This window comes from Hungatella effluvii (assembly GCF_003201875.1).
GTDB lineage: Bacteria > Bacillota > Clostridia > Lachnospirales > Lachnospiraceae > Hungatella > Hungatella effluvii.
Genome location: NZ_QJKD01000002.1, coordinates 196,342 through 209,880, shown reverse-complemented (window position 1 = coordinate 209,880; position 13,539 = coordinate 196,342). Strand labels below are relative to the sequence as shown.

10 protein-coding genes are annotated in these 13,539 nt (G+C 48.6%); 3 read left to right on the top strand and 7 right to left on the bottom strand.

Annotated features, from left to right (window positions below; genetic code table 11):
- Window positions 1-2 precede the first annotated feature (2 nt).
- Both DFR60_RS04135 and DFR60_RS04130 read right to left on the bottom strand, forming a co-directional pair.
- A complete protein-coding gene (locus DFR60_RS04135) occupies window positions 3-518 on the bottom strand; it encodes a fumarate hydratase C-terminal domain-containing protein (RefSeq protein ID WP_207659496.1) in 516 nt (171 codons plus the stop codon).
- Window positions 519-549: 31 nt separating this feature from the next.
- Window positions 550-1,419 (bottom strand): NAD(P)-dependent oxidoreductase, encoded by an 870-nt coding sequence (locus DFR60_RS04130; RefSeq protein ID WP_110321775.1) that lies wholly within the window; start codon window positions 1,417-1,419, stop codon window positions 550-552.
- Here DFR60_RS04130 and DFR60_RS04125 point away from each other — a divergent pair.
- Window positions 1,376-2,545 carry a LysR family transcriptional regulator gene (locus tag DFR60_RS04125; RefSeq protein ID WP_110321774.1) on the top strand — a complete coding sequence of 390 codons (1,170 nt, stop codon included), beginning with the start codon at window positions 1,376-1,378 and terminating at the stop codon, window positions 2,543-2,545. The genes DFR60_RS04130 and DFR60_RS04125 overlap by 44 nt on opposite strands.
- A gap of 284 nt (window positions 2,546-2,829) precedes the next feature.
- Here DFR60_RS04125 and arfA read toward each other — a convergent pair whose 3' ends face one another.
- The 5 genes from arfA to DFR60_RS04100 all read right to left on the bottom strand — a co-directional run bounded on the left by arfA (window position 2,830) and on the right by DFR60_RS04100 (window position 10,016).
- Window positions 2,830-4,335 (bottom strand): arabinosylfuranosidase ArfA, encoded by a 1,506-nt coding sequence (gene arfA / locus DFR60_RS04120; RefSeq protein ID WP_110321773.1) that lies wholly within the window; start codon window positions 4,333-4,335, stop codon window positions 2,830-2,832.
- Between the two features lie 3 nt (window positions 4,336-4,338).
- Window positions 4,339-6,318 (bottom strand): glutaminase domain-containing protein, encoded by a 1,980-nt coding sequence (locus DFR60_RS04115; protein WP_110321772.1) that lies wholly within the window; start codon window positions 6,316-6,318, stop codon window positions 4,339-4,341.
- Window positions 6,319-6,346: 28 nt separating this feature from the next.
- The gene (locus DFR60_RS04110; protein WP_110321771.1) at window positions 6,347-7,234 is read right to left on the bottom strand and encodes a carbohydrate ABC transporter permease; all 888 of its coding nucleotides are present in this window, start codon (window positions 7,232-7,234) and stop codon (window positions 6,347-6,349) included.
- A gap of 12 nt (window positions 7,235-7,246) precedes the next feature.
- Window positions 7,247-8,188, bottom strand: a complete 942-nt coding sequence (locus tag DFR60_RS04105) for an ABC transporter permease (protein ID WP_025530648.1) — start codon at window positions 8,186-8,188, stop codon at window positions 7,247-7,249.
- Between the two features lie 85 nt (window positions 8,189-8,273).
- Window positions 8,274-10,016, bottom strand: a complete 1,743-nt coding sequence (locus tag DFR60_RS04100) for a type 2 periplasmic-binding domain-containing protein (protein ID WP_110321770.1) — start codon at window positions 10,014-10,016, stop codon at window positions 8,274-8,276.
- 223 nt (window positions 10,017-10,239) lie between these two features.
- Here DFR60_RS04100 and DFR60_RS04095 point away from each other — a divergent pair, with 223 nt between their 5' ends.
- Both DFR60_RS04095 and DFR60_RS04090 read left to right on the top strand, forming a co-directional pair.
- Window positions 10,240-11,727: a response regulator transcription factor gene (locus DFR60_RS04095; protein WP_110321769.1), complete on the top strand. Its 1,488-nt coding sequence runs from the start codon at window positions 10,240-10,242 to the stop codon at window positions 11,725-11,727.
- Complete coding sequence (locus tag DFR60_RS04090; protein WP_110321768.1) at window positions 11,727-13,478, top strand: sensor histidine kinase; 1,752 nt, start codon at window positions 11,727-11,729, stop codon at window positions 13,476-13,478. Before DFR60_RS04095 ends, DFR60_RS04090 begins: the two co-directional genes overlap by 1 nt.
- Window positions 13,479-13,539 lie beyond the last annotated feature (61 nt).

Genomic DNA, 13,539 nt, shown 5'->3' with positions numbered 1-13,539 from the left:
CCCTAATTCGAAAAAACACTTTCTCCGTCAGCCACTGCAACAATTGCTGGAAGATCTTTAACCGTAATCTCATAGAATGCTTCCATCCCAAATTCCGGATGCAGTACCGCGCGGCATTCACTCATCGAAGCAGTCAGTAATGCAGATACCGGCGGAGTAATCAGAAAATACGCCCTATTCTTTTTTAATCCCTCAATGGTCTCAGGAAGGAGCCTGCCTTTACCAAGATGGAACATGGCACCTTTTTCTGATAATGGTATAATCGATCCCTCAATTTCCGGCTTACTCGTAGTAGTTGGCGCTATGCCGGCACAGCTTACCGCAGTATGAAAAATTACAGCCCCCTCCAGATCAATACCGTGCTCCGATAGCTCACCCTTCTTCGCCAGCTCCACGACATGTGGGAGTGCCGCATCACGGCCGCAATATATTTTTCCGCTCATCTCAATCAAATCACCGGCTTTGAGACTGCATTCTTTGTCTCTAAACGGAACATTAATCTTTATCAAATCACTCACTTCTCCTTTTAAACGCGTTTATCGGTATGTGCTACAGTTTCCATCCCTCCAATACCTTTTTCCAATCACGGGCAACACCGGATTCAAAGTTATCCTTCACATGATGATCAGCCAGCCACTGCAGCTTTGTCCGAGTAGCTTCAGCCATTGTATATGGCAGCATTTCACTTTGTAAGAAATCAACAACATTTTTCAGCTCATGTTCACGCCGTTCCGCATGAATGATCGCCCCCGAAACATATCCGTTGATGATTCCAATGAATTCTGATCCAAAAGTATCCACAAACGAGTCTACAATCGTCTGCTCCACGCCAAACCGCTGTGCCGCCTGCAGTGATTCAATCAGCAAACAGCTAAGTCCTTTTGCTGTAATGCTGCGTATGAACTTAATACTCGTCGCAGTCCCGGCCTCCCCCTCCACGACTTCCAGGCACATATGGTATGGCTCCATTTTATCCCGAAAGGCTTTCGCACCATCGCCGCTCAACAACATCGGCACCTGATGCTTACTCTTTAGCAATGCCCCCATCATCGCTCCGTCAATAAGCCGGCCTCCCATGGCCTTTACCATCTCACTGATCTTTTTCTTTTCTATCGGTGTCGCTGTAGACACATCCAGAAAGAGCTGTCCTTCTTTGATTCCCGCCGCTGCATCTTCAGCAGCGGATACTGCATAGTTGGAAGGAACCGCTGAAATCACCACATCCGATTTCCGGCATACCGCTGCAGCACTCTCCGCTTTTTCTCCCTGACAGGCTGCTACCCTCTCCTTCATGATTTCACTCATACGTTCATCATCCTGCATGGCATCATAGCACACCATTCTGTCGATACCTTCTCCGCGCAGCCCCAGCGCGATGGACGATGCCGCTTCGCCAAAACCGATAAAACCGACTATCATAATCTTCTCCTTCTCATTCTCTGTTATCAACAAAAATTTTTATTGTATTTCCATTATAATTCGTTTAAAATTAAAAGAAAATATTGTTTTTTTTGTCAAAGTCACAACAAAAAACTTGTCTTTATGCAAGGAGAACCTAATTATGAATATGACCGATATTCAATGCTTTATCAAGGTGACGGAACTAATGAGCTTTACAAAGGCCGCTGAAGCTCTTTATACTTCTCAGCAGGCTGTAAGTCTTCACATCAAGCATCTCGAAAGTACCTATAAGGTACAACTGTTTGAACGCAAACCATCTCTGAAGCTGACGCCCTCCGGACAGATGCTTTTGGAGGCAGCACGAGATATTATAGACCGGGAGAATCAGCTGCTGAACCAGTTTATTACCATGCAGGACGAATTTGTTGGCGAAATTACCATTGGACTGCCGCCAAACAGGTCGACAGCATTTGTCTGCGAATTTACTCCGCATTTTTCCAGCGAATATCCGAACATGACCATACATCTGGTTGAAAAAACATCTCCTGATTTATCTGCGGCTGTTAAAAATAACGAGATTGACCTTGCACTCCCGCTTGTCTCAAAATATGAGTATTTTGATTCAGATTTATGTGAAATCGTTCCTTTGGAAACGGAAGACCTGTATCTGATTATCTCGGATGGGCTGCTCCGCAAATATTTCAGTGATCAATATCCAGCCTGTAAAACAGCCTTTATGGAGGGTGTCTCTGTAACCGATTTTTCCCATGTTCCAATGTTTTTACATCCTGCCTCCAGCCGCCTGCACGAAGCGATCGTATCAAAGCTCGTCCAGAATGGTACACCGCCGTTTATGCGCATAAAAACATCACTGACCAGCTCTCTTGTATCTCTCTGCGCGGAAGGATATGGTGTATTTTTCAGTACCCCCATGCTTTTAAAGCACTTGTATGATACTCAGCCAAAATGTTTTGAATCACTGCATGTGTTTCCTGTCATGGAATTTCAGGGAACCAGAAAAACACTCCTGCTCTATCACAAAAATAAGTATCTGAGCAAACCATTATCCAGCAGTATTCATATTATTCAACAGATATACAAAGAGCATAAATGTGTGATGGACAGAATTCAGGCGGAGAGATAAAAAGCAGTTTTCTGTATTCCGGTATCATAACTATACCATACAGAAGACCGCTTTTTTTCGTTTTGCCTGGATATCCATTTTTTACCATTCATTATCAATTAATCAGAAAATGCGCGTCTGTTCCAACGTTTGGATATGAAAGAAATTTTCTTACAGTGAAATTCAAAATGAACGTTTAGAACTATCTGGAATAGAAAGGATAAGTTTAAAAGACGGCAGAACCAATTATATGAATATGGTTCAGCCGCCTCTGTAAATTATGATATTGTTTCAATTCATTAAATCTATTTCCCCACTCTCACCCTCACAACATTCCAGGAATAAGACGAGAACGTAACCGTAAGGCAGTCTCCCTCCATCTCATAGGCACTGGAGGACTGCGGAATCACGCGGTCCGGCTGGTCCGCCGTATTATACTGCTTCAAATCGTATCCCGCCATGGTGATGAACTCTTCCACACGGCAGCCCGGATAATCCCGCAGACAGCAGGAAACTTCCAGGTCCTCCTCGCCGCGGTTCATGGCAAATATGGTTACATACGCTCCGTCCTCGCTCTCCACTGCGATGCTCTCGAGAGCCGGCACATCGGTGTACTCCTTACAGTCGTACTTAGGAGCGTCCACCAGCACATTTAAGGCTGTTCCTCTGCCGTAGAGAGAAGCGTGAAGGTATGGGTAGTAGATTGTCTGTTTCCAGATCCTGCCGCCGTTTTCCGTCATGATCGGCGCGATGACATTGACCAGCTGAGCCATGCAGGCGACCTTTACCCTGTCGGCGTGTTTTAGGAGCGTAATCATCATGCCGCCCACCAAAAGAGCATCCTCGAAGTTATACTGATCCTCATTGTACGCCGGTTTCTCTCTCCATTTCTCCGCTTTGGCATTGTCCGCAAATGCGTGATACCAGACATTCCACTCGTCAAAGGAGATGTTCAGAACCTTTTTGGAGCGCTTCTTCGCCTGTATGTAGTCGCAGACAGAGACGATGTGGTTGATAAAACGGTCCATATCCATGGTATTGGCCAGGAAGCTGGGCGTATCGTTCTTCTCATTTCCGTAGTACTGATGCATAGAAACGTAATCCACAAAGTCATAGGTATGATCCAGCACTGTAGCCTCCCACTCATAGCACGTGTTCATACCCGAGTTGGAGCTTCCGCAGGCCACCAGCTCAATTGACGGGTCCACCCATTTCATGACCTTGGCTGTCTCGCAGGCCGCGCGTCCGTACTCTTCTGCCGTTTTGTGGCCGATCTGCCACGGGCCGTCCATTTCATTTCCCAGATTCCAGAGTTTCACACCGTGGGGATCTCGATAACCGTTTTTGATTCGCAGATCGCTCCAGTAGGTGCCTCCCGGGAAGTTGCAGTATTCCACCAGATTGCGGGCGGCGTCCGCGCCTCTCGTCCCCAGGTTCACGGCCATCATCACATCCGTGTCTGCCCGGCGGCTCCACTCACAGAACTCATCCGTCCCCACCTGGTTGTCCTCAATGGCAAACCATGCCAGCTCCGTTCTCCTCGGCCGCAGCTCCTTCGGTCCGATTCCGTCCTCCCAGTTGTAGCCGGAGACGAAGTTGCCGCCCGGGTACCGCACAATGGGAACCTTCAGTTCCTTTGTGAGCGCGATCACATCCTTTCGAAATCCCATGTCATCCGCCAGCGGATGGCCCGGATCATAGATTCCTCCATAGACCGCTCTGCCGATGTGCTCGATGAAATTACCGTAGATCCGGTTGTCGATCGGGCCGATTTTATAATCCCTGTCAATCTTAATTACCGCTTTTTTCATGCTTTAAGCCTCCTGTTTTTTCTTCCTATTCTCTATCAGCATCGGCATATATATGCCGCCCTGAACACTTCTTCCTATGAAATGACAGTATCTTCCGCTCTCTGCATCGTACCAGTCGGAAAACGGTACACGGTCTTCTGTGGACCTCGCATACTCCGCTACCGGAGCCGTCAGACGGTAAAATGCCTCCCGATCAGGTGCAAACGAGGCACACCAGAGAATCCAGTCGCTCTTTGTGTACGTCTTCCGGCTGTCTAACGGAACACCGAAGGTACTGGTCTTCTTTAAATAAAACGCCGTCTCTTTCTCAAATACCTCCGGCTTGAAGAGACCGCTTCCAAAGAAATGATCCCACACCAGATTGTATTTCAGGCTCCAGGACTCTTCACAGTCAAAGGTCAGACGGTAGTGATCGCCGGCGGCACTACGCTTCTCCCAGCTCTGTGCCATCCTCACGGCTTCCTCATGGTACTTTTTCGCCTCCTCTTCCTCTCCGAGACAGGCGGCGATTCTGCTGAAGGCCTCGATTCCCATAACCGCTTTTGCCGACAAATTTACGTTGTGGGCCAGATGGCCGGCAAAATCATCGGTACAGAGCTGTTCTCCCGGATCTTCACCGTATGCGAGCAGATATCCGGCCCATGTTTTCAGCACCTCGTAATACGGCGCGGCAAAGGCCCCCGAACGCTCCAGTTCACACACCGCTGCCGTCAAAATCATCATATTGCCGGATTCCTCCACCGGCATCTGGTCCCTCACATCGTAGACGGACAGCCCCGCGGGATACTCGTAGTAAAACGGGAAAATGGCGCCGTTATCGTAGCAGAATTCCCGGTTTTCCCCTTCTTTTCCAAGTCCGTAGACCTGGCCTGCCGCATACGGATACCGACCCACATCATGCGGCGCAAAGTCGTACTCCCACACCGGACAGCCGGCAAAACGGAAGACCGGCCGCAGCATGGCCTTCACGTATTCCGGATTAAAGAGAAGGAACATGGGGGCGGATGGATAGCTGATATCGACGGTCCCCGTACACCCGTTGGAGTCATTTTCCTTGGAAAGAAAGACGAGATTCCCCTCCTGGTCCGCGATCAGCTTATGGGCTGCCATGACCTGGCGGTAGGAAATACTGCATAGAAACGCGTAGTCGGCCCCGCCTGTACTCCTGGCCTGCTCCTCCAGACTCCGGTCAAATGCCTCCGCCTTTTCGGTCACCTCTTCCCGATCACGGAAACTCTCTCCAACCGCATCGAAAATGGTCTCATATCTCGTCGTCCAATAGGCCTTCTGCCAGGAACCGAAGTAAAAGATGGAGAGCAGATCGTCATAGGCGGCGATCACCGTACACGCTGTCTGATCGGTCCCCAGCTCCGCAGACGCCTTTAGCAGACTGTAATCCGGATCGAAGAAGATTGTGACGGCTTCGTCCTCCGAGGCCAGAATCATATCGCCCCAGTCTATGGTAATCCGGTCCCCACTGTGTCCTAAAGGTGTCTGAAATGCCTTCCTCATAGTACCATAATGGAAATGATACGTCTCATTTTCATGGCTTCCGCCAATGATTTTCCCCGGCGTATCGAAGACTAAGTCTCCGGTAATGGTAAAATCAATCTTCACGGAGACCTCCTGCTTCCTGTCTACAGTAAAATCGATGTAGGTACACGGTCTGGAGACCAGAACCGGATCCTCCGGCAGAAGCGGTGACAGAAAACGAACGGAAAGCCTCAGCTTCTCATTTTCAAAGGTACAGGTAGTCGCGGTCGGCGTAACCTCCAGGCTCGTCTGGGGGATGACCGGACAGCCGTCCTCACCGCCCAGGAAGCGGAAACGTTCTCCATCCGCGGTGACGTGGCCGTAAAGTCGTTTTTCCTTTCCGCTCCAGTGAGCTGTGTCCGTGTCATAGAGACAGTCGGCTGGTGACCAGATAGAAAAATAGGGATCGTGCACCAGCAGGGGCACGCTTGCCATACGTTTGATTCTCATACGATTAAATCTCCTTTATTTGATACGCCTACTCTTTCACCGACCCCAGCGTCAGGCCGGAGACGAAGAATTTCTGCATAAATGGATAGAATATTACGATCGGCAGGGACGCCACGACAATCTTCGCCGCGTTGAACGTCTTAAGCGAGGTGAGCGCTTCAATTTCCGCCGGAGTTAATGAGGAGCTCATGACGCTGACCGTCGTATTGGTCAGAGTCTGGATATAGGTCTGTAAAGGCATGTTGCTGGGCGTATTCATCAGCAGAAGGCCGTCGAAGAAGTTGTTCCAGTGAAATACCACGGAAAATACGGTCACAGTGGCGATCGCCGGCTTGGCTAACGGCACGAAGATACGCATCATCATCTGGAATGGGGTGATTCCGTCCAGCATGGCCGACTCCTTGATCTCCTTCGGAAGATTTCTGAAGAAATTCATCAGGAGAATGGTGTTGTAAACCGGAAGTGCTCCGGGAATTACCAGCGCCCATATGGTATCCATAAGCCCGGTCGCCTTTATGACGAAGTACCACGGGACGAGGCTCGCGCCGAACAGCATGGCGAAGATCATAAACCACATATACACCTTTCTGGCCGGGAAATCCGATTCGTCCTGGGACAGGGCAAATGCAGTGATTACCGTAAGAACCAGATTGATCGCACCGCCTAAGACCACCCGCTGTACGGAGATCCACATGGCCTGCATGAATTTGTGATCGGTCATCAGAACCTTGTACGGTGTAAAGGTCAGTTCCACCGGCCAGAGCGTCACCTTACCCGAAAGGGCGGCCGTCTTGCTGCTGAGCGACAGCGCAATGACATGCAAAAGAGGGATTAAACAGCTGAGTCCCAGGATAAGCAGAAGCAGAAAGACACAGAAGTCAAACACCCGGTTCTGCCATGTATTATATTTTTTCATGGTTTATCCCCCCTAAAAGATCTGATAATTGGCAAATTTCTTAGCCATCTTATGCGCCGTGACAATCATAATGAAACTGATCGCCGACTTTAAGAGCCCGATGGCGGTGGCCAGTGAGTACTGGGCGTTGACGAAACTCAACCGGTATACATACGTATCGATAATATCTCCGCTCTGGTAGACGACCGGACTGTACATGTTATAGATCTGGTCGAAGCCTGCGTTTAAGATATTGGCGATATTTAAGGTAGCTACCATGACAATGGTGACGCGGATGCTGGGCAGCGTAATATGCCATATTTTCGCCAGTCTGCCTGCGCCGTCCACCGAGGCCGCTTCATAGAGTTCCGGATTAATGCCCATGAGGGCCGCAATGAAGATAATGGCCCCGTAGCCGAACTCCTTCCACACGTCTGTGCTGATCACCACGCCCTGAAACAGCTTATTGGAGCCTAGGAACATTAACGGTTCCTTTAAGATTCCGAGACTCATAAGACCCTGATTTAAGATTCCTCCCGTGTCCAGAAGATTCTTGAATATCGTTGCCAGAATCACCCATGACAGGAAATGCGGCAGAAAACAGATGGTCTGGACCGATTTCTTAAACTTCACGCTGGTAATCTCATTTAAAAGAATGGCGAAGAATATGGACAGCACCATCGTGAGTACCAGTTTCCCCACCGCGATGGTGAACGAGTTCCGGAATATCCTGGCCGTATCGGGCAGCAGCAGCATGTGCTTGAAATTGGCAAGCCCCACCCATTTGGACTTTAAAAATCCCATGATCGGCTGATAATTTTGAAATGCCATAATATTCCCGAAAAACGGAATAATCGTATAAATAAACAATATGATAAAGCCTGGCAGCATCAGCAGATGGTATTGGTATGTCTGCCTTATGGTGACGTGTCTCCCTTCCTTTCTTCTTCTCTTCCTTCCTGCTACTTTTCCCATACGAAACTTCCTTCCTGTTCATCCCGATTTTGAAAACCGGAGGTTTTGGGCCTCCGGTTTTCTGATTCTCCTTTACCCGGCGTCTTTAATTGGCACCAGACAGTTCCGTCATTTCCTGTGTAATCGTATCACCGCCCAGAGCCTTCCACTGGCTGACGAATTTATCGAATTCATCGACAGAGGTATTTCCGGTGAGTACCTGTAAATAGAATTCATCTTCCTGTGTCTCCAGGGTCGCCCATAAGGATTCCATGGATGGTGAATCTGCGTAGCTTGCGGCATACTGAAGATTCAGCTTGTCAGCCTGGCTCTGCACGGTCCAGGCGCCGTTGGCCCAGCCCCAGCCGTTGGCAGTGGAAATATTTTTCTCCACGGTCTTTCTGAAGCCGTCTTTTAAAACCGCGGTATAACCGTTGTACCATGTCTTTCCATCACCGCTTAAATCGTCGTAAGCCACTTTTCCGTCGATGCAGTCCATCACTGACTGGATCTGTTTTTCCTTGGCATCATAGTCACAGTGAAGGACATTGATGGGATAATAGTGCCAGGAGAATGGTGAGTCCATACCGTTTGGACGCACATTCTCAGCCTGGGACTGGTCTAAATCATACTGATAATTCACGGTCTTTACGACTGCTTCCTTGATCTCTTCTGAACAGCCTTTTTTCACTACAATATAAGTGGTGGTCGGGCTCTTCATGGGCACATTCAGTTTGCCTTCCGCATTCAAAGGAGCTACATAGGAATTCCATTTAACGGAGTCAGCCGCGCCTTCCAGCATGGATACTACCGGCCACTGGTTTGACCACCATGCACCGAAGAAGATGCCGGCCTGGCCGTTGCTGATCATTTCCACACACTGCTCGGAGTCTCTGACTGCGAAAGAAGGATCGATAATGCCCTCTTCTACCAGCGATCTGATCTCACCGAGAGCCGTCTTGGCCTCTTCTGTGATGGAACCGTATACCACGGAGCCGTCATCCTGTTTGATCCACATCTTCGGATAGGCATCAAATAAGGTAAACAGTCCGTTTACATGCCACGTTCCCCCATTCTTCTGAACAAGCTTCTTATCGGAAGAAAGACCCACAGCGATTCCATCTGTCACATTGCCGCCAGGGTTCTTCTCCATAAAGGTCCTGGCAATGTTCACAATGTCGTCGAGTGATTTCGGCTCTTCCAATCCCAGCTCTTCCATCCAGTCGCCGCGGATATAGACGAGAGGAACGCTGTCCATACCAGGCTGGATATCAGGAATGGCCATCAGCCTTCCGTCGAAGGTTGCAAGACCTTCCGACATGCCGTTGGTCGAATCAAAGCATTTCTTTAATGCGTCGGAACGGTACGTTGCAAAGGCATCCGTCATGTCCTCCACTGCACCGGCGTTCACTAACTGAACCAGCTGGGTATACGTTACGTTCATAACATCCGGCATATCTCCCGATGCGATGGCCATGGCAACCTTCGTCGGATAAGAAGCGTCGTCAACAGAGAAATCATATATGTATTCTGTATTCAATTGATCCTGAAGATATTTTACGATGTAGTTGTTGTGGGAATCTTCACCGTCCGGGTACGTGACGTTGGCAGACTCCGCTCTTCCCACATGGATTACGGTCTTCTCCTCGCTGACCGGCCCATAAGGATCTACCTCCTCTGTGCCCACAGCCGCCCCTTCGGTCGTCTCGTTTTGTACTTCCTTCGCTGTAGTTTCATTTTTAACAGAAGATTCTTCCGGCGCCTTCGTATTTCCCCCGCAGCCTGCCAAACAGCTCCCTGCCATACATGCAGTCAGTAACAATGATACTAATTTTTTCCTTCTTTTCATGGTAACCTCCGTTTTTATTATTCTTCAACCCTGGCTGCTTACGGCGCCTTAAGCAGCGTTTTGTTTCATGTATTTATTATATCCCCTCTTATTTTCCCTGTATATACAAGGTTTTTCGCATTCCTATCACAAAATTACCCTTTTATGTCCTACTACTGTTTTCCTTCCGGCAAATCTGATAGAATGAATTTATGGAAATACGCGATTGGAAGGAGTGTTAGCCATGTATCAGATTTTAGTTGTCGATGATTCTGTTCTCGATGTTGACTGTATCACATTTCTTATAAAGAAATACAAACTGCCTCTCGAGGTTACCACGGCGGTAAACGGTCAGGATGCTCTGGAGCTTTTTTTTAAACCTGAAAATCATTATGATATTCTCTTTACGGATATCCGCATGCCCTTTCTCGACGGTCTGGGGCTGTCCAAAGAGGTGAGAAAACTTTCACCGAATACAAGAATCATCATTTTCAGCGGTTTCAATGATTTTGAATATGCCAAAACCGCCATTACCATCGGAGTGGAAGACTATCTGATGAAACCGGTAATTCCTGATGAATTCGTCTCTGTCATGACCCGCGTCATAAACAGTGTGGAAGAGACCAACCGCCAGCTCAGGACACGCCGCAGTGAGGCAAAGATTTTAAAAAATCATATGCTTTGGCTGGCCGTCAACGGTAAATCCAGTATGATTGCGGACAGTACGCCCTTTTTGAAAGACCGCTATACCGGCCTCATGTTAGTCGAATGTGACAATGAATTTTTCAGTCTGGAAGGAATTTTATTTCAGGAAAAGCTGGCAGGTATTCTCACCGTCCCCTTCGACTATCTGAATCTCGATCCGTCCCGCAGCATTCTGTTTTTCAAGGAAGGGGCCTTTCTCTTTTCCTGTGCGCAGTCGGTCTGCCTGTGCGCCGAAAAGGAATTCCATCAGAAATGCTGCGTAGCGTTTCAGACGCTTCCCGACAACGGCTCCATCAGCCAGGTTTACACACAGCTGGAGGAACGGCTGGAAAACCACTTTTTCTTTCCGGATCAGAATATCTTCCTGCCGGACGGCCCGGACCACCCCTATGCCGCCTCCGGCCACATTTCCATTGATATTGTATCCGACGATCTGCGTCTGAAGGACTACGATTCTCTGATGCTTCATTTGGAGGATCTCTTCGAATCCTTAAAACACGAGAAGACCCGTTCCCTTATTTTTGTCAAATACTGTTTTACGGAGCTGATGAAGGAGATTATCCGCTATCTTCCAGATGACCAGCAGCCGGATTTAAATAAAGTGGCGGAAAAGATCTATGGCTCCGCCAACATCGTGGAGCTGATGGATATGACCTACGATCTGGCCGGAAGACTTCGCAGCCAGGCCCAAAGGAGCCAGGGTACCTGCCTGAAATCGGATAAGATCCGGCAGTATATCTGCCAGAATTACGCCCAGCCACTGTCCTTAAACGACATCTCCAGCCATTTTTACATAAGCCCCAATTATCTCTGTTCCGTGTTTAAGAAAGAGACCGGGTGCAACCTGATGAAATTCATCAATGAATACCGGCTGGAGCAGGCCGCCCGTCTGCTCCTGGAGACGGAGATGAAAGTCAACAAAATAGCCGAATCCGTCGGTTTTCCCAATCCCTCCTACTTTTCCCAGCGTTTCCGTGATTACTATGGGGAAAGCCCGGAAAATTACCGTCAGAAGGAGACTCATTGATGACAAATACGCTGAAACGAATCAAACGGGGCTTTCTGGACTTGGGGATCCGCAGAAAGGTACTGATCATATTCCTTCTGATGGGAGCGCTTCCATTTCTGTGCTACATCATCCTTTCCAACCGCTACACCAACCGGATCATACTGGAAAGAGAACGTTCCCTGACCGAACTCGCCCTGGAGCAGGCGGTCAGCTCCGTTGACAATAAGCTTGTCACTTATAACAACCTCTCTAACTTCATGTTTAACAACAACGCGATATTGAAGGTATTAAACACCAGCTACAACGATGATTACTTTAAAATGTACAAGGCGTATTCCGACACCATCGAGCCCCTTTTTCTCACCTACTACGCCCTGTATCCGGATCTGGAGGCGATCACGATCTACTCTTCCGGCGATATCCATCCCTATAATAACTATATTCTGGGCCTGGACAGCCTGTATCAGAAGGATTGGTTTCCCCAGGTGCATAACCAGTATATTCCCACCTGGGTCTCCTCTATGGAAGACGGCAAACCGTATCTTTACTCCACCAGACTGATCGGGGATATCAGACAGTACAAGAACTCCAACTACCTCTCCTTCCGAATCAATTATGACCTGTTCTTCGAACCATTTTTATCTCTCTCGGAGGATAAATACGATGTAGTAGTTACGGCCCGGGATGGAAGCCTGATCTTTTCCACCTCTGATCTGCCGGAGGAGGAGCTGACTCCATTTCTGGCCAATATGTCCGATACTCAGTATCTAAAGCTGACCTCCTTCATACCAGAGACCGGCTGGAACATCTGCTACTATAAGACTTATACCTCGATCCACAGCGCGGTAAATGCGATCACACGCGGCACCTACGCCTTTGGCTGGATTATCCTGCTGTTCCTCGGAGTTATGGTCTTAATCATCTCCATCTCCATTGTCACTCCGATCGAGGACCTGACCGAAAAGATCGACGAGGTGCGTTCCGGGGATATGAACGATCTGTCGGTTTCCCTTGTGAGCGAACGCCACGACGAGATCGGCACGCTCTTTCACACATTTTCACACATGATGGGGGAAATCAACCACTATATTATGGTGAACTTAAAACATGAGCTGGAAAAAAAGAATTATCAACAGAAAATCCTGTACGCACAGATTAATCCACATTTCCTCTATAACTCTTTATCACTTATCAACAGCCGGGCGATCCTGTCCGGGCAGAACGATATCAGCGAGATGGTCATCCTCCTGTCCACCTTCTACCGAACCGCTCTGAATAAGGGAAAAGATATCACCACACTGGGAAATGAACTGATGAATATCCAGGCCTACGTAAAAATACAGCTTTTCTCCTACAGCGAGTCCATCGACGTTGTATACAACATCGAGACTTCCTTATCGGGTGCCCCATTTCCCAACTTTATCCTTCAGCCCCTGGTGGAAAATGCGCTCGACCACGGCTTAAAGAACAGTCTGAAGAAAGATAAAAAACTGACCGTCACCGTGAAAAAGGAGGAGTACATGACGATGGACTTCATCTCCATCTGGATTGAGGACAACGGCTGCGGTATGGAAAAGGACGCTGTGGACCATCTGTTTTCCGTGCAGACGAGCGGCTACGGCATGAAAAATGTTAACGACAGGCTGCGGCTGCTCTATGGGGATCATTATATGCTTACGATTGACAGCGAGCCGGACCGGGGGACGACGGCGTTTGTCAGAATTCCCTGTAATATGGGACAGAACGACAAACTGCGAAGAAAGACGTAAGAAAGGCCGCCGGCCCGCATCACCACCCCAACCAGAAACAGGGGCGTGGGAATCATGATAC